Genomic DNA, 17,262 nt, shown 5'->3' on the forward strand with positions numbered 1-17,262 from the left:
GGATTTTGTGGCGAACGCAAAACCTGTAGGAGCCGGCTTGCTGGCGAAGAACGATAACGCGGTGTATCAGACGTATTGCGCGGCGGCGTAGCCCGAGGACCAGGCCCACTGGAAGTTGAAGCCGCCCAAGTGTCCGGTGACATCGAGCACTTCACCGATGAAATACAAGCCAGGGCTTTTCAACGATTCCATGGTCTTGGACGACACTTCGTGAGTATCAACGCCACCCAAGGTCACTTCCGCGGTGCGATAGCCTTCGGTGCCTGCGGGAACCACTTTCCAGCTCGCCAGTTTCTCGGCGATGTCGGCGATTTCCGCGTGGGTGTACTGCTTCATGGGTTTGGAGACGAACCAGTTGTCTGCCAGCAAGTTGGCCATCTTTTTGGTGAAGATTTCCCCCAGCAGGGTTTTCAACTCGCTGTTCGGGCGTTCGGCTTGCTGCTGTTGCAGCCAGCTCGGCGCGTCGTGGTCCGGCATCAGGTTGATCTCCACCGTGTCGCCGGATTCCCAGAACGAGGAAATCTGCAAAATCGCCGGACCGCTGAGGCCGCGGTGGGTGAAGAGGATGTTCTCGCGGAAACTCTGGTCGTTGCAGTTCACCAGGCAATCCACCGACGTACCGGACAGCTCGGTGCAAAGCTCCTTGAGCTGATCGGTAATGGTGAACGGCACCAGGCCGGCGCGGGTCGGCAGCAAGTCGTGACCGAATTGCCTGGCGACCTGATAACCAAAACCGGTGGCGCCCAAGGTCGGGATCGAAAGACCGCCGGTGGCGATCACCAGGGATTCGCAGGTCAACTGACCGAGCGTCGTCTCCAGCAAGTAACCGCTTTCCAGCTTTTCGATGGTCTGGATAGAGGTGTCCAAGTGCAAGCTCACGCCGACCTGATCGCACTCGTTGAGCAGCATCTCCAGGATGTCGCTGGATTTGTTATCGCAGAACAGCTGGCCGAGTTTCTTCTCGTGGTACGGCACGCCGTGCTTGGCGACCATGCCGATGAAATCCCACTGGGTGTAGCGCGCCAGTGCGGATTTGCAGAAGTGTTCGTTCTGCGAGAGAAAATTGCCAGGTTCGGTGTACATGTTGGTGAAATTGCAGCGACCACCGCCCGACATCAGGATTTTCTTGCCGGCCTTGTTCGCATGGTCGAGCAACATCACCTTGCGCCCACGCCCGGCGGCAGTCAGCGCACACATCAACCCTGCGGCGCCAGCGCCAATGATCACGACTTCGGTAGAGCGCAAAACGGTGTCCTCACACAAGAGCTGATCTGGAATGCAATCAAATGTGGGAGCTGGCCTGCCGGCGATGGCATCGAATCGGTTTACCAGTCAGACCGAGTTGATGCCATCGCTGGCAGGCCAGCTCCCACAGGGGCCGCGGCGTTCTTAGAGAATGCGAACGCGCAGCGAGCGGCCTTTGATCTTGCCGTCGTTCAGGCGCTGCAAGGCTTGCTTGGCGATCCCGCGTTCCACGGCCACGTAAGCCTGGAAGTCGAAAATCGCGATCTTGCCGACCTGGGCACCCGGAATGCCGGCGTCTCCCGTCAGTGCGCCAAGGATGTCGCCCGGACGTACCTTATCTTTACGGCCAGCGCCGATGACCAGCGTGCTCATCACCGGCAGCAGAGGACCGCCGCCTTGGGATTTGAGGTTGTCCAGCTGATCCCAGCTCAACGGCGAATTCTGCAGTAGCTCGATGGCTTGGGCGCGGTGCGCTTCGGACGGCGCGACCAGGCTGATCGCGATGCCTTTCTCACCGGCTCGACCGGTACGGCCGACACGGTGGATGTGGATTTCCGAATCACGCGCCAGCTCAACGTTGATCACCATGTCCAGCGCATCGATGTCCAGACCGCGAGCGGCGACGTCGGTGGCGACCAGCACTGACGTGCTGCGGTTGGCGAACATGGCCAGCACCTGGTCACGGTCACGCTGTTCCAGATCGCCGTGCAGGCCGACGGCGGAGATGCCTTTGGCGGTCAGGTGATCGACGGTTTCCTGAACCTGCTGCTTGGTGAAGCAGAAGGCTACGCAGGATGCCGGACGATGATGCGCGAGGACTTTGACCACAGCGTCCATGCGCTCTTCCGGGGAAATCTCGTAGAAACGCTGTTCGATCTGCGTGTCGTCGTGGAACGCCTCGGCCTTCACGATCTGAGGGTTGCGCATGAACTTCGCGGCCAACTGCTTGATGCCCGTCGGGTACGTGGCGGAGAACAGCAGAGTCTGGCGACGCTCCGGGCATTGGGCGATGATTTCTTCGATGGAATCGTAGAAACCCATGTCGAGCATGCGGTCGGCTTCGTCGAGGATCAGCGTGTTCAGGCCATGGAGCACCAGTGAACCTTTGCGCAAATGCTGCTGAAGGCGGCCCGGGGTGCCGACGATGATGTGCGCGCCGTGCTCCAGGGAGCCGATCTGCGGGCCGAAGGACACGCCGCCGCAGAGGGTCAGGATCTTGATGTTGTCTTCGGCGCGGGCCAGACGACGCAGTTCCTTGGCGACCTGGTCAGCCAGCTCACGCGTCGGGCAAATGACCAGCGCCTGGCAACCGAAGAAGCGCGGATTGATCGGGTTCAACAGGCCGATACCGAAGGCGGCGGTCTTGCCGCTGCCGGTCTTGGCCTGAGCGATCAGGTCCATCCCCTTGAGGATCACCGGCAAGCTTTGCGCCTGGATCGGCGTCATCTGGGCATAACCGAGGGAGTCGAGGTTAGCCAGCATGGCGGCGGACAGCGGCAAAGTATTAAAAGCGGTGGCGATGGTGGTCACGGGACTGGCCTGCAAAACAAAATGTCGCGCAGTGTATCAGTCCCATGGCCATTCGCCCTAAGGCTCGATGTGTTCTTCCGGACGTTTGACGCGCCGTCCGTCTTCCTTTGACAGCTGCGAGAAGATCGTCGCGGCCAGCATCGCCATGATTCCGACCGTCACAAAGGTCAGCTGGAAGGCCCCCAGGACCGTGTCCACGCCGTCGTTGCCGATCTCTGCGGTAAAGCCGCCGAGCAAGGCGCCGGCGCAGGCAACCCCGAGGCTCAGGGACAGTTGCGCGACCACCGACAGCAGGCTGTTGCCGCTGCTGGCGCTGGCGTCGTCGAGGTCGATCAGGGTCACGGTGTTCATGGCGGTGAACTGCAAGGAGTTGATCGCGCCGAGAATCGCCAGCATCCCCAGCAGCAGCCAGTACGGTGTCTGCTCGGTGACCAGGCCCATGCTCGCGAGCATGAGTCCCAGTGCCAGAGTGTTGCCGGTGAGGACGATGCGATAGCCCAAGCGCTCAATCAGCGGTCGCGCCACCGACTTGGCAACCATCGCCGCAGCCGCCAGCGGCAACATGCTCATCCCGGCCTGGGACGGCGAGTAACCCAGCGCCACTTGCAGCAGCAACGGCACGAGGAACGGCAAGGCGCCGCTGCCCAGGCGGGCGAACAGGTTGCCGAGGATGCCCACGGCAAACGTCCGGGTCTTGAACAGCGACGGCGCGAACAGCGGATTATCGATGTGCCCGGCGCGCAACCAATACGCCGCCAGACACGCCATGCCACCGAACAGCAGCAACATCACCCGCAAGTGCGGCAGGTGCAGTTCGCCGAGGCCTTCCATGGCGATGGTGATCAGCACCATTGCCGCACCAAACAGCAAAAAGCCGAGGCTGTCGAAACGCGTGCGTTCGCTGCCACGCAGATCGGGGATGAACCTCCACACGGCGTAGCAACCGATGGCGCCTACCGGAAGGTTGATCAGGAAGATCCAGTGCCAGGTCAGGTATTCGACCATCCAGCCGCCCATGGTCGGGCCGATCAACGGGCCGAGCAGGCCGGGAATGGTGATGAATCCCATGATCCGCACCAGCTCCGAACGCGGGTAGGCGCGCAGCACCACCAATCGCCCGACCGGCAGCATCAGCGCACCACCCAGACCCTGAATCACTCGGGCGCCGATCAACATGCTCAGGGTGCTCGACAAGGCGCAAAGCAGTGAGCCGAGGCTGAACAGCAGGATCGCGCCGAAGAAGATTTTCTTGGTGCCGAAACGGTCGGCGATCCAGCCGGAGGCGGGGATCAGCAAGGCGACGGTGAGCATGTAGGCAATGATCACGCCCTGCATGCGCAGCGGATCTTCGGCCAGGTCGCGGGCCATGGCGGGCAGGGCGGTGTTGAGGATGGTCCCGTCGAGGGACTGCATGAAGAACGCGATGGCGACGACCCACGGCACCCAGCGGGCGGTGACAGCGTCGAGAGGCAGGCGGTTGGGCATGGGACCTCATGTCGGTTGGCCAGGAACCTTGTGGTGAGGGTATTTATCCCCGTTGGGTCGCGAAGCGACCCCCAAAACTTTAATTGCGGAGTATCAGACACACCGCGATCACCAGTTTGCGACTGCTTCGCAGCCGAACGGGGATAAATCCCCTCGCCACAGGGGCCCTGCTGGGTTTTGTGTTTACAGCGTTAAAGTGAGTCGGCCGACCAGTGCCCCCGGCAACAACGCCGACGCTGTGGCCCGCTGACTGTAGGTGCTGGCCGACAACATCAGCTCGCGCTCTTCGGTCAACGCTTCCAGCTGCGAACCCAGCAAACTGTAGGCACTGTCATCAAACCGCATGGTGCTCACCGGCGCCTGAATCTCGCCGTTCTCGACCCAGAACGTCGCAAACCGCGTCATGCCGGTCAGGCGCGCCGCCGGTTGGTCCGAGTAGTTCAGGTACCAGAGGTTGCTGATGTACAAGCCGGTACCCAGTTGCTTGAGAATCTCTGCATCAGGCAACGTACCGGCCGCCATGTTCACGGCGCTCGGCATTTCACCGCCGCTGGCGCCATTGGCGGTCAGGCCGTACTCGGCGGCGCTGCGTGAACTGACCATCTGCGCGCCCGCCTTGCCTTCGACGATCAACCCAAGGTCGCTGCGCGGATAACCTTCGCCCGAAAACGCCGGGCTCAACGAGCCACTGACTTTTTCATCGACCGACACCAGCGGGCTGAACGCACTGTCGCCCGCGTACAGTTTCTGTAGCGGGCTGTGTTTGCTGGCAATCGACTGCGCCGAAAAACCGCCCCAGCCCAGCATGTCCATGATTTCTCCCAGGGCTGCCGGCGCCAGGTAAGCGCGATACTGACCCGGTGCCAGGGTGCGTTGCGGCCTGCCCAGGAAGGCCAACTGCTCGCGCGCCTGCGCAAAGCGCTTGGCAAACCCGTCGCTGTTCCAATCGTGCCCGGCGTAGCTGGCCTTCACCGCCTGGCCGTTTTCGTGGAACAGACTGAAATCGAAATTGAAGCTGTTGGCCTGATGCCAGCCAAACGCGCCCGAGGAACTAGCGAAACCACGGCTGATCGGCCCGGCGGCATAGAAACCCACCAGATCCAGTCCTTCGGCTGCCTGGGTGATTTCGGCTACCACCTGCTCGGTATCCGGCAGCGGATGGTCCTGCACATTCTTGCTTTGCCAGCCGTTGTGGTTGAGCATCAAATACGGATCCTGCGGCAGCAACGGCAAGGTTTCGCGCAACTGTTGCAGACCTTCGGCCAGCCGCTGAACGTCGACTTCCGAATCGCCGGCCAGCGTGATGTCGAGGTCGGCATGCCGGCCCTCATTGATCAGTTTGAAACCGATGCTCGCTTGCTGAACCTGACCGGCCTGGCGCACCTTGGCGTGGTTGAAACGCACGAAGGCCGAGGATTCGGCGGCGTAGCTGAGCGTGAACTGTTCAGGCTCACGAATCGCATCGCGCAGCCAGTTGACCAAGGCCTTGAACGACTCGGCCTGATTGTTTGAAGTACCCATCAGGCGTCTCCCCCGAATACATCCACGTTGCTGAATACGCAGGCTGGCGAGGCATGGCCGACGCGGATCACCTGGTTCGGTTCGCCCTTGCCGCAGTTCGGCGTGCCCAAAACCTTGAAGGTGCTGGCGTCGCCGACGGCGCTGAGGCTCTTCCAGAAGTGCGCGGAAATCGCCCGGTAGTTCGGGTTCTTCACCACACCTTTGAGCTCACCGTTTTCAATCAACTGCGCCCACTCGCAACCGAACTGGAACTTGTTGCGTGCATCGTCGATGGACCACGAGCGGTTGGTGCTCATCAGGATGCCATTTTCGATGTTGCCGATCAGTTGTTCCAACGGTTGATCGCCAGGCTCGATATTCAAGTTGGCCATGCGGTCGATCGGCGGACGGTTCCAGCCGCACGCGCGGCTGTTGGCGACGCCGTCCATGCCCGCACGGAATTGCGACAGCGCGCCGCCCAACGGACGCAGCAACAGACCTTTTTTAATCAGGAATTGCTTGCTCGCGGCGGTGCCATCGTCGTCATGGCCGTAGCTGGCGAGCTGCTCGGGAATGTCGGGATCGAAGGTTACGTTGAGCAGTTTCGAACCGTATTGCAGATGGCCGAAGTCTGCTGCCTTGACGAAACTGGTGCCGGCGTAATTGCGTTCATCGCCGAGGATGCGGTCCAGCTCCAGCGGATGACCGATGGACTCGTGGATCTGCAGCATCATCTGGTCGGGCATGAGCAACAGATCGCGCGGACCTTGTGGAGTGTTGGGGGCCAACAGCAATTGTAGCGCCTGATCGGCGATTTTCGGCCCGGCACCGACCAGGCCACAGCGACTGATCACATCAAAGCCACCCTGCTGGCCGAAGTTCTCGCGGCCGAGGGTGCGGGTCTGGCTGTCGCTGCCGTCGTAGGCGGTGACTTCCAGGCTCGGGTAAACGAAACGCTGGGCCTGACGCAGTTCGGCGCCAGCGCTGCTGAGGTAGATTTGCTCAACGTTGGTGATGCCGATGCTCACCTGCCAGTTCACCAGTCGCTCGTCCTTGGGCACGGACGCGGATTCGGCGCCGAGCAGTTGATAGCAATCGCTCAGGGACGGGAAGGGCTGGTCGAAGTTCGGCGAAAAGTAGTCGGCGCGGTCGCTCGAGACAATCTGCGCGCTCAGGTCGAGCAATGCGTGGGGCTTGAGTCGGCGGGCTTGCTGCTCGGCCTTTTCCAGCGCGGCTTGCAGGCCTTGTTGCGATAGGTCGTTGGTCGCAGCGTAGGCTTCGACGCCGTTGACGCGCACGGTCAGCATCGCGCCTTCGTCACGGCTCAGGCTTGGAGGTTCGGCGACATTCTTGCGCACCGACAGGTACTGGCCGGACTCGCGCACATAACGCAGAGAAAAGAATTCAGCGCCCGTACGCAAGGCAGCGAAGCGCTGCTTGAGCTGGGGGTGGAAATCGAACATTCGGGAACCTCCTTGGTATGGAGTGGCGGTGCAGCGGTGTTGCGAAGGGGGGTGAAACGTTTGCGTGGCGCTAGATTAGGCCTGGGCGGGGGGTAGGATCAAGCTTGGATCGGTGTAGGAAGGGATTGCCGGGGTGTGTCAGAAAGAGATGTGTTGTTTGGTCGGGCCCCATCGCCGGCAAGCCGGTCTCGCTCCCACAGGGGTTGGGGTTGATCGCAAATCTGCAATCCAACCCAAAACCTGTGGGAGCGAGCCTGCTCGCGATTGGCCATGACGCGGTGTAACGGTATTACTGAGCGGTAAGGCTCACATCCCGCATCGGCTTGCCACGCACTGGCGCATCGCCGGCCACGAAGTAGTCAGCCTTGCTTCGCGGCAACGGCTGGCGACCACGGATCTTGTCGGCGATTTTCTCGGCGATCATGATCGTCGGCGCGTTCAGGTTGCCGGTGGTGATGATCGGCATGATCGAGGCATCGACCACACGCAGGCTCTGCATGCCGTGCACACGACCTTCGCCATCGACCACGGCCATGTCGTCGGTGCCCATCTTGCACGAGCAGGACGGGTGGAACGCGGTTTCAGCGTGTTCGCGGATGAACTTGTCGAGCTGCTCATCGGTTTGCACGTCGATGCCCGGGCTGATTTCGCGGCCACGGAAGGCGTCCAGTGCAGGCTGTTGCATGATTTCACGGGTCAGGCGGATGCCATCGCGGAATTCCTGCCAGTCCTGCTCGGTGGCCATGTAGTTGAACAGGATGCTCGGGTACTCGCGCGGATCCTTGGACTTGGCCTGAATGCGACCGCGGCTCGGCGAACGCATGGAACCCATGTGCGCCTGGAAACCGTGCTCTTTCACGCCGTTGCTGCCGTTGTAGTTAATGGCAACGGGCAGGAAGTGATACTGGATGTTCGGCCAATCGAATTCTTCGCGGGTACGGATAAAACCGCCGGCTTCGAACTGGTTGCTGGCGCCGATGCCGGTGCCGTTGAACAGCCATTCGGCACCGATGGCCGGCTGGTTGTACCAGAGCAGCGACGGGTACAGCGAGACCGGTTGGGTGCAGGCGTATTGCAGGTACAACTCGAGGTGATCCTGCAGGTTTTCGCCGACGCCTGGCAGGTCGTGGACCACCGGGATGTCGAGCTTGTTCAGCAGTTCGGCCGGGCCGACGCCGGAGCGTTGCAGGATCTGCGGCGAAGCGATGGCGCCGGAGCACAGCAGCACTTCTTTGCGGGCGCGGGCTTCAACGCGTTCTTCCGCGGCGCCGATCAGGTAACGCACGCCAACGGCACGCTTGCCTTCGAACAGGATCTTGTCGGTCAGGGCGTGGGTGACGATGGTCAGGGTCGAACGCTTCTTGGCGACGTCCAGGTAACCGCGAGCGGTGCTGGCGCGACGGCCGTTCGGCGTCACGGTACGGTCCATCGGGCCGAAGCCTTCTTGCTGGTACCCGTTCAAGTCTTCGGTGCGCGGATAACCGGCTTGCACGCCTGCTTCAACCATCGCGTGGAACAGCGGATTGTTGCCGGCTTTCGGCGTGGTCACGCTGACCGGACCGTCGCCACCGTGGTAGTCGTTCGGGCCGATGTCGCGGGTTTCGGCCTTGCGGAAATACGGCAGGCAGTTCAGGTAGTCCCAGTCTTCAAGACCTGGAAGCTTGGCCCAGTTGTCGTAATCCATCGCGTTGCCACGGATGTAGCACATGCCGTTGATCAGCGAAGAACCACCCAGGCCCTTGCCGCGACCGCATTCCATCCGGCGACCGTCCATGTGTGGCTCTGGATCGGTTTCGTACGCCCAGTTGTAGCGACGACCTTGCAGCGGGAACGCCAAAGCGGCCGGCATTTGCGTGCGGAAGTCCAAGCGGTAGTCCGGGCCGCCCGCTTCGAGCAGCAGGACTGTGACGCCTTCGTCTTCAGTCAGACGGGTCGCCAAGGTGTTACCGGCCGAGCCGGCACCGATGATGATGTAATCGAATTCTTGGGACATTGAATGCACCCTCTTTGAAGTTGGTCAGGTCAGGCCATGGCGAGTGCTGCGCACTCGATCGCCAGCGGGCTGGCTCCCACAGGAGTTCGCATTCCAATGTGGGAGCCAGCCTGCTGGCGATGACGGCCTGGCAGGCGAAGCAAATGTCGCCTTAGAACACCGAGGCGTAATCGCCCAGTTCGACCTGTACCGATTTGATGCGTGTGAAGTTGTTCAGCGAGCTGATGCCGTTCTCACGGCCCACGCCCGACTGCTTGTAGCCACCGACCGGCATCTTCGCGTCGGACTCGCCCCAGGCGTTGATCCAGCAGATACCTGCTTCCAGTTGATGAATCACGCGGTGAGCGCGGTTCAGGTCCTTGGTGACGACGCCAGCGGCCAGGCCGAAGTCGGTGTCGTTGGCACGACGGATCACTTCTTCTTCAGTGTCGTAAGTCAGAATCGCCATGACCGGGCCGAAGATTTCTTCGCGAACGATGGTCATCTCGTCGGTGCAGTCAGTGAACACCGTCGGTGCCACAAATGCGCCTTTGGCGAACTCGCCTTCAGTCAGACGGGAGCCGCCGCACAGAACGCGAGCGCCTTCTTCCTTACCCTTGGCGATGTAACCCAGCACGCTTTCCATGTGGGCGAAGCTGACCAGCGGACCGAAGTTGGTGTTCTCGTCTTCCGGGTTGCCGATGCGGATGCGCGCAACGCGCTCAGCGATCTTGGCTTCGAAAGCGGCTTTCAGGTGAGTCGGTACGAACACGCGAGTGCCGTTGGTGCAGACCTGACCGGAGCTGTAGAAGTTGGCCATCATCGCGGTGTCGGCGGCGCGATCGAGGTCGGCGTCGTCGAAGATGATCAGCGGGGATTTGCCGCCCAGTTCCATGGTCACGTCTTTGAGCGACGATGCGGAAGCGCTGGCCATGACCTTCTTGCCGGTGTCGGTGCCGCCGGTGAAGGAGATTTTTTCGATGCGTGGGTGCTCGGTCAGCCAGGTACCGACTTCACGGCCGCTGCCGGTCAGTACGTTGAACACGCCGGCCGGCAGGCCTGCTTCGGTGTAGATCTCGGCCAGTTTCAGCGTGGTCAGAGAAGTGACTTCGCTTGGCTTGAAGATCATCGCGTTACCGGCTGCCAGGGCAGGAGCGGATTTCCACAGGGCGATCTGGATCGGGTAGTTCCACGCGCCGATACCGGCCACAACGCCCAACGGCTCGCGACGGGTGTAGACGAACGAAGTGGTGCGCAGCGGGATCTGCTCGCCTTCGATGGCGGGCACCAGGCCTGCGTAGTATTCCAGCACGTCAGCACCGGTGACGATGTCGACGTACTTGGTTTCGGAGAACGACTTGCCGGTGTCCAGGGTTTCCAGGGCGGCCAGTTCATCGTTGCGCTCGCGCAGGATGTCCACGGCACGACGCAGGATGCGCGAACGCTCCATGGCGGTCATCGCGGCCCAGATTTTCTGGCCTTTTTCAGCGCTGACAACGGCGCGCTCAACGTCTTCTTTGGTCGCACGTTGTACTTTTGCGAGGACTTCACCGTTAGCCGGGTTGATGGCTTCGAAAGTGGCGTCGCTGCTGGCGTCGCTGTAGCCGCCATCGATGTAGAGTTTTTGCAGTTCGAAACGGGCCATAAAGTCCTCGCAAGAGCATAAGTGGTTGGCGTTGGCCACCGGGCGTGCCCTATAGCTTTGGGCAACGCTGGTCAGCGGCGGTTCAGGGGCTGAGCGGTTATGTGTGCTCTAACTCACCTGCTTGGCCAGTTGAAAATCCATGTATTCGTAAGCGATCTGGTGCGCTTGCCCGGTGTCGAAAGCATCTCCCGACAGCGCGCCGCGCAACCACAAACCGTCAATGAGGGCTGCCAGGCCCCGGGCTGCACTGCGCGCGTCATCGAGCGGCAATACGCGGCGGAACTGGCAGCACAGGTTGGAATACAGACGGTGATCGTTGATCCGCTGCAACCTGTGCAAAGACGGGTGGTGCATGCTGGTGGCCCAGAAGGCCAGCCAGGTTTTCATTGCCGGGCCATTGACCTGGCTGGCGTCGAAGTTGCCTTCGATGATCACCTGCAGATGCGCCCGTGGGCTGTCATCTGTCAGCGCCTGACGGCGCGCGGTGACGTTCTCGCTCAGGACACTCATCAGGTACTGCGCCGTGGCAGCGATCAGGCCGTTCTTGTCCTGAAAATAGTGACTGATGATGCCATTCGAGACACCGGCCAAACGGGCGATCAGCGCAATGCTGGCGTCCCCCATTCCGACCTGATCGACAGCCAGCAATGTGGCTTCGATCAATTGCTGGCGGCGGATGGGTTGCATACCGACCTTGGGCATCTTGCACATCTCCTTAGGCCTACCGATGGACGTCAAACGTCTATCGGATTGAGGGCCAGTCTATTTTGTTTTGATTGAACGTTCAATCAACAAAGAATAAGATCTGCGACAAATCGTCGCTGCCTACAGGTTTTTCCTACGTGTAGTGGGCGGAAAAACGACATCCGAAATCGCTCGAAACCCACGCGCACTGGCGCTCCCGGGCTTCGGGCTTTTTTCGGGGTGTCTTTATATCACCCGTCGGTCGGCTGCCAACTAACCGATTAGTCGGGTACCGCGTTGCCTTGCGTTCTTCTCTCGCACTGCCTGGAGCATCTGTGCCATGAGTTCTGCCTCTCTTATAAAGACCCCACCCGAGAAGGTGACGGTCAACGGTTGGGTGTTCTACACCTCTACCGCGTTGATTCTGTTGTTGACCGCCATTCTGATCATCGCCCCGCAAGAGGCCGGCAGATTGCTCGGCATCGCCCAGGCCTGGTTGTCCCGTAGCTTCGGCTGGTACTACATGGTGGTGATTGCCGCCTATCTGGTATTCGTTGTTGGCCTGGCGTTTTCGTCTTACGGCAAACTCAAGCTGGGCAGCAAGGACGACACCCCGGACTTCAGCTACGGCGCCTGGGCGGGGATGCTGTTCTCGTCGGGTATCGGCATCTCGCTGCTGTACTTCGGTGCATCCGAGCCGCTGGATCACTACTTCAACCCGCCGGAAGGCGTGGCCGGCAGCAACCTTGCCGCACGTCAGGCGGTACAGCTGACGTTCCTGCACTGGGGCCTGCATGGTTGGGCGATCTACGCCTTGGTCGGTTTGGCCGTGGCTTACTTTGCTTACCGTCATAACCAGCCGCTGGCGTTGCGTTCGGCGCTGTACCCGCTGGTTGGCGAGCGTTGGGTCAAAGGCGCGGCCGGTCACGCGGTGGACGGCTTCGGCATGTTCGTGACCCTGCTGGGTCTGGTGACGAACCTGGGGATTGGTTCGCTGCAAGTGTCGTCGGGCCTTGAAAACCTGTTTGGCATGGAACACAGCAACACCAACCTGCTGATCGTCATCATTGTGATGAGCACCGTGGCGACCATCGCCGCCGTGTCCGGCGTGGAAAACGGCATCCGTCGTCTGTCCAACCTGAACATCGTACTGTTCAGTGGCCTGTTGATTTTCGTGCTGCTGTTCGGCCCGACCCTGCACCTGCTCAACGGCTTCGTGCAGAACATCGGTGACTACCTCAACGGTATCGTGCTGAAAACCTTCGACCTCTATGTGTACGAAGGCAGTGGCGAGAAGAGCGAGCGCTGGATGGGCCTGTGGACCCTGTTCTACTGGGCCTGGTGGATTTCCTGGGCCCCATTCGTCGGCATGTTCATCGCGCGCATTTCCCGTGGTCGCACGGTGCGTGAGCTGGTGGCCGGCGTGCTGCTGATTCCACTGGGTTTCACCTTGGCATGGCTGTCGATCTTCGGTAACTCGGCCCTGGACCTGGTGATGAACCATGGGGCGGTGGAGCTCGGGAAGACGGCGCTGGAACAGCCGTCGATGGCGATTTACCAATTGCTTGAGCATTACCCGGCGTCGAAGATTGTGATCGGCGTGTCGATCTTCGTCGGTTTCGTGCTGTTCCTGACCCCGGCGGATTCCGGTGCGGTGATGATGGCCAACCTTTCGTGCAAGGGCGGCAATGTCGACGAAGATGCACCGCACTGGCTGCGGATCTTCTGGTCGGCGGTGATCACGCTGGTGACCATCGGCCTGCTGTTCGCCGGTAACTTCGAAGCCATGCAAACCATGGTGGTGCTGGCCGGCCTGCCGTTCTCGGTGGTGCTGGTGTTCTTCATGTTCGGCTTGCACAAGGCCATGCGCCAGGACGTGCAGATCGAACAGGAGCAAGCGGAGCTCGCAGCGCGTGGTCGTCGTGGTTTCAGCGAGCGTCTGACGCAGCTGGACCTGCAACCGAATCAATCGATTGTTCAGCGTTTCATGGACAAGCAGGTCAGCCCTGCGCTGGAAGATGCGGCGGTGCAATTGCGGGCTCAGGGGCTGGACGTGCAAACGTTGCTCGGCAAGTCCAAGCGTTGCATGGGCGTACGGATCGAGATGGAAGAGGGCAACCCTTTTGTCTACGAAGTGAGCCTGGATGGTTATCTGGCGGCGGCGAGCGACACGGTCTCGGCTGAAAGCGCTGATGAACCGCGCGCACGCTACTACCGCGCCGAGGTGTACCTGCACAACGGCAGCCAGGATTACGACTTGATGGGCTTCACTCAGGATCAGATCACCCGTGACGTGCTCGATCAGTTCGAAAGCCATCGGCAACTCCTTGGCCGGGTCTATAGCTGAGTTTCGATAGGGCGCAGTGTTTCGATCTGAAGCATCGCGTCGGCTTCATCGCCAGCAGGCTGGCTCCCACAAGGGAATGCATTCCAATGTGGGAGCCAGCCTGCTGGCGATGGGGGTTTCAACTTCAATACGGCATCACCCGATATCCCATAAACAAAAACGCCGCGATCCTCTCGCGGCGTTTTTGTGTCTGCTGCCTTACCCCAGGTTCTTGCCGAGCAGCGCGTGGTACAGCTCGCTGTCGCCCAGAATCCCGACAACCTTGTTGTTGTCGTGCAACACCAGCTTATTGCCCGTCTGGTAACGAATCTGCAGCGCATCGCGCATACCGATGTTCGAGTCCACCAGCGTTGGCCGACGACCCAAGCCCTCAACCGCTTGCCCTGGAATCCAGTTCTGCAGGTCCAGGCTCGCACCGTTCTGGCGTGCGCCTTTGATGGTGTTGCCCTCGGCCAGGTCCAGCCACGAGTCGCCGCCCGGATCGAGGCACACCGAACCGTTGATGCGTTTGCAGTTGTCCAGGGTGCGCATCAGGCTGCGACCGCACAGCACGTTCAGCGGATTGGTATGCGCAACGAAGGTCCGCACGTAGTCGTCCGCCGGGTTCAACACGATCTCTTCCGGCTTGCTGTACTGCACGATACGGCCATCTTTCATGATCGCGATCCGGCTGCCCAGCTTCAGGGCTTCATCGAGGTCGTGGCTCACGAACACAATGGTTTTGTTCAGCTTGCTTTGCAGTTCCAGCAGTTCGTCTTGCAGGCCCTGGCGGATCAGCGGGTCGAGTGCCGAGAACGGTTCGTCCATCAGCAGAATGTCGGCGTCCATCGCCAGCGCACGGGCCAGGCCCACGCGTTGTTGCATGCCACCGGACAGCTCGTTGGGTTTCTTGTTGCGCCACTGGGTCAGGCCCACCAGCTCAAGCTTGTCGTCCACCAGTTTGCGCCGTTCCTTCTCGGGACGACCCTGCATCTCCAGGCCGAAACTGATGTTTTCGCGAACGGTCAACCAAGGCATCAGCGCGAACTTCTGGAACACCATCGCAATGCGCTTGGTGCGCATCATTTTCAGTTCTGCCGGAGTGCAGGAGGCGATGTCGATCTGCTTGCCTTCGTGCTCGACGAACAGCTTGCCGCGGCTGACAGTGTTAAGGCCGTTAATGCAGCGCAGCAGACTGGACTTACCCGAACCGGACAGGCCCATCAGTACGCAGATTTCACCTTTTTCGACGTCCAGGCTGGCCTTTTCCACGCCAACGATCTGCCCGGTCTTTTTCAGGATCTCGTTGCGGGTCATGCCTTGATCCAGCAGCTTGAGTGCCTCGCGTGGATCCTTGGAGAAGATTACGTCGACGTCTTCGAAGCGAATAATGCTCATGCGTCACCCCCTACTTTAGCGTCGGGTTGTTTGCAGATACGGTCGAGCATGATCGCCAGCAGTACGATCGCCAGGCCTGCTTCGAAGCCCAGGGCGATATCAGCAGTGTTCAGTGCGTTGACCACGGGTTTGCCCAGGCCGTCGGCGCCTACCAGTGCCGCGATCACCACCATCGACAACGACAGCATGATGCACTGGGTGATACCGGCCGCGATGCTTGGCATGGCGTGGGGCAGTTCGATTCGCGAGAGCAGCTGACGTCGCGAGCAGCCAAAGGCCTTGCCGGCGTCCATCAATTCTTCCGGGACATCACGAATGCCCAGGTAAGTCAGGCGGATAGGCGCGGCAATCGCGAACACTACCGTCGAGATCAGGCCCGGGACCACACCCAGACCGAAGAGGGTCAGGGTAGGAATGAGGTACACGAAGGTCGGCACGGTCTGCATCAGATCGAGCACCGGCCGCATCAGTGTGTAGAACATCGGTTTGTGCGCGGCGACGATACCCAACGGTACGCCGATAACCACGCAGACCAGGGTCGCGAAGAGCACCTGGGCGAGGGTTTCCATGGTTTCCTGCCAGTAACCCAGATTGAGGATGAGCAGGAAGGAGGCGATGACGAAAACGGTCAGCCCCCACTTTCGTTGAATGAAGTGTGCCAGTAGCGCGATGAGGCCGATCAATGCCAGCGGGTTGAACCAGGTCAGCGCGAAAGTCACGCCGTGGATCATCGTTTCCAGTGACACGGCGATTGCGTCGAAGGTGTTGGCGCCGTGTTGCGTCAACCATTCAACGAAGCCCGCGATGTACTGGCCTAGAGGTATTTTCTGATCAATCAGCATGGTAGTGAACGTCCGCATGCAAGGAAATAAACAGCCCGGACGGCCTGGGCCGTCCGGCGTAAGCGATTACTGGGCGAGCTTGGCTTTCACGGCCTCCAGGCCTGGTTTACCGTCAATGGTGGTCACGCCAGCGAGCCAGGTATCGAGGACCTGTGGATTCTTTTTCAGCCAGGCCTTGGCGGCCGCGTCAGGCTTCATTTTGTCGTCCAGGACGTTGCCCATCAGCGTGCTTTCCATGTCGAGGGTGAACACCAGGTTTTTCAGCAACTGGCCCACGTTGCTGCATTCCTGCGCGTAGCCCTTGCGGGTGTTGGTGAAGATGGTCGCCTGACCGAAGTTCGGGCCGAAAAAGTCGTCGCCGCCAGTCAGGTACTTCATCTTGAAACGTGTGTTCATCGGGTGCGGTTCCCAGCCCAGGAACACCACGGCGGTGTTGCGGCGCTGGGCGCGATCGACTTGCGAGAGCATGCCTGCCTCGCTGGACTCGACCACCTTGAAGCCGGCGTCTTTAAGGCCGAAAGCGTTCTTGTCGATCATGCTCTGGATCAGGCGGTTGCCGTCGTTGCCTGGTTCGATGCCGTAGATCTTGCCGTCGAGTTCTTTCTTGAACTTGGCGATGTCGGCGAAATCTTTCAGACCCTTGTTATACAACTCTTCGGGCACCGCGAGTGTGTATTTTGCGTTTTCCAGGTTGGCGCGCAGGGTGTCCACGGTGCCGGCATCGCGGTAGGCCTTGATGTCGTTTTCCATGGTCGGCATCCAGTTACCCAGGAACACATCCATGTTCTTGCCGTCGGCCAGGGACTTGTAGGTCACTGGTACGGAAATCATCGTGGTTTTGGTTTTGTAGCCCAAGGCATCGAGAACGACGCTGGTGGTGGCGGTGGTGACAGTAATGTCAGTCCAGCCGACATCGGAGAAGTTTACGGTGCTGCACTGAGCGGGTTCTGCGGCTTGAGCCAGTAACGGCAGACTCAGCATGGCGGCCAACAACAACGACGGGGAACCTTTCATGGATGGACTCCTTGGTGTTTTTTTTGGCAGTGTTCCGACTGGACCACCGCACTTATAGGTTGCGGTTGGATGGCGTTTTGGAGACATCTCTACCACGGCGCCTTGCAATCGAGTCGATACGATCATGTACCAGTGAAAATCTGACGCCTACAGGGTGC

Annotated in this window: 12 protein-coding genes; 1 reads left to right on the top strand and 11 read right to left on the bottom strand. The window is 60.4% G+C overall.

The window, feature by feature from the left end; translation table 11 throughout:
• Positions 1 to 66: 66 nt before the first annotated feature.
• The 8 genes from ACRC4F_RS08935 to betI all read right to left on the bottom strand — a co-directional run bounded on the left by ACRC4F_RS08935 (position 67) and on the right by betI (position 11,542).
• Positions 67 to 1,245, bottom strand: a complete 1,179-nt coding sequence (locus ACRC4F_RS08935) for an NAD(P)/FAD-dependent oxidoreductase (protein WP_438658972.1) — start codon at positions 1,243 to 1,245, stop codon at positions 67 to 69.
• Between the two features lie 144 nt (positions 1,246 to 1,389).
• On the bottom strand, positions 1,390 to 2,727 hold the full coding sequence (gene dbpA / locus ACRC4F_RS08940; RefSeq protein WP_438659018.1) for an ATP-dependent RNA helicase DbpA: 1,338 nt from the start codon (positions 2,725 to 2,727) through the stop codon (positions 1,390 to 1,392).
• Between the two features lie 105 nt (positions 2,728 to 2,832).
• A complete protein-coding gene (gene mdtD / locus ACRC4F_RS08945; protein WP_438658973.1) occupies positions 2,833 to 4,260 on the bottom strand; it encodes a multidrug transporter subunit MdtD in 1,428 nt (475 codons plus the stop codon).
• 183 nt (positions 4,261 to 4,443) lie between these two features.
• Positions 4,444 to 5,781: a TldD/PmbA family protein gene (locus tag ACRC4F_RS08950; protein ID WP_438658974.1), complete on the bottom strand. Its 1,338-nt coding sequence runs from the start codon at positions 5,779 to 5,781 to the stop codon at positions 4,444 to 4,446.
• Positions 5,781 to 7,223 (bottom strand): TldD/PmbA family protein, encoded by a 1,443-nt coding sequence (locus tag ACRC4F_RS08955; protein ID WP_438658975.1) that lies wholly within the window; start codon positions 7,221 to 7,223, stop codon positions 5,781 to 5,783. The genes ACRC4F_RS08950 and ACRC4F_RS08955 overlap by 1 nt, the downstream gene beginning before the upstream one ends.
• A 289-nt stretch (positions 7,224 to 7,512) precedes the next feature.
• Positions 7,513 to 9,216, bottom strand: a complete 1,704-nt coding sequence (gene betA, locus ACRC4F_RS08960; protein WP_438658976.1) for a choline dehydrogenase — start codon at positions 9,214 to 9,216, stop codon at positions 7,513 to 7,515.
• 151 nt (positions 9,217 to 9,367) lie between these two features.
• Positions 9,368 to 10,840, bottom strand: a complete 1,473-nt coding sequence (gene betB, locus ACRC4F_RS08965) for a betaine-aldehyde dehydrogenase (RefSeq protein ID WP_438658977.1) — start codon at positions 10,838 to 10,840, stop codon at positions 9,368 to 9,370.
• A gap of 108 nt (positions 10,841 to 10,948) precedes the next feature.
• Positions 10,949 to 11,542 carry a transcriptional regulator BetI gene (betI, locus tag ACRC4F_RS08970; protein WP_438658978.1) on the bottom strand — a complete coding sequence of 198 codons (594 nt, stop codon included), beginning with the start codon at positions 11,540 to 11,542 and terminating at the stop codon, positions 10,949 to 10,951.
• 379 nt (positions 11,543 to 11,921) lie between these two features.
• Between betI and ACRC4F_RS08975 the strand changes: the two genes are divergently transcribed.
• Complete coding sequence (locus ACRC4F_RS08975) at positions 11,922 to 13,871, top strand: BCCT family transporter (protein WP_438659019.1); 1,950 nt, start codon at positions 11,922 to 11,924, stop codon at positions 13,869 to 13,871.
• Between the two features lie 198 nt (positions 13,872 to 14,069).
• Here the strand turns inward: ACRC4F_RS08975 and choV are convergent, their stop codons facing one another.
• The 3 genes from choV to ACRC4F_RS08990 form a co-directional block, all read right to left on the bottom strand.
• Positions 14,070 to 15,248, bottom strand: coding sequence for a choline ABC transporter ATP-binding protein (choV, locus tag ACRC4F_RS08980; protein ID WP_438658979.1), 1,179 nt, complete (start codon positions 15,246 to 15,248; stop codon positions 14,070 to 14,072).
• On the bottom strand, positions 15,245 to 16,090 hold the full coding sequence (gene choW, locus ACRC4F_RS08985) for a choline ABC transporter permease subunit (protein ID WP_192416755.1): 846 nt from the start codon (positions 16,088 to 16,090) through the stop codon (positions 15,245 to 15,247). The genes choV and choW overlap by 4 nt, the downstream gene beginning before the upstream one ends.
• 66 nt (positions 16,091 to 16,156) lie before the next feature.
• Positions 16,157 to 17,104, bottom strand: a complete 948-nt coding sequence (locus tag ACRC4F_RS08990; protein WP_438658980.1) for a choline ABC transporter substrate-binding protein — start codon at positions 17,102 to 17,104, stop codon at positions 16,157 to 16,159.
• Positions 17,105 to 17,262: the final 158 nt, after the last annotated feature.

Source organism: Pseudomonas sp., from assembly GCF_051660785.1.
Classification (GTDB): domain Bacteria; phylum Pseudomonadota; class Gammaproteobacteria; order Pseudomonadales; family Pseudomonadaceae; genus Aquipseudomonas.

Bases quoted from the DNA above. Each gene is read 5' to 3' on its own strand.
- mdtD (WP_438658973.1), bottom strand. From the start codon at position 4,260: ATGCCCAACCGCCTGCCTCTCGACGCTGTCACCGCCCGCTGGGTGCCG.
- ACRC4F_RS08955 (WP_438658975.1), bottom strand. From the start codon at position 7,223: ATGTTCGATTTCCACCCCCAGCTCAAGCAGCGCTTCGCTGCCTTGCGT.
- ACRC4F_RS08990 (WP_438658980.1), bottom strand. From the start codon at position 17,104: ATGAAAGGTTCCCCGTCGTTGTTGTTGGCCGCCATGCTGAGTCTGCCG.
- choV (WP_438658979.1), bottom strand. From the start codon at position 15,248: ATGAGCATTATTCGCTTCGAAGACGTCGACGTAATCTTCTCCAAGGAT.
- betA (WP_438658976.1), bottom strand. From the start codon at position 9,216: ATGTCCCAAGAATTCGATTACATCATCATCGGTGCCGGCTCGGCCGGT.
- ACRC4F_RS08950 (WP_438658974.1), bottom strand. From the start codon at position 5,781: ATGGGTACTTCAAACAATCAGGCCGAGTCGTTCAAGGCCTTGGTCAAC.
- betI (WP_438658978.1), bottom strand. From the start codon at position 11,542: ATGCCCAAGGTCGGTATGCAACCCATCCGCCGCCAGCAATTGATCGAA.
- betB (WP_438658977.1), bottom strand. From the start codon at position 10,840: ATGGCCCGTTTCGAACTGCAAAAACTCTACATCGATGGCGGCTACAGC.
- dbpA (WP_438659018.1), bottom strand. From the start codon at position 2,727: ATGCTGGCTAACCTCGACTCCCTCGGTTATGCCCAGATGACGCCGATC.
- choW (WP_192416755.1), bottom strand. From the start codon at position 16,090: ATGCTGATTGATCAGAAAATACCTCTAGGCCAGTACATCGCGGGCTTC.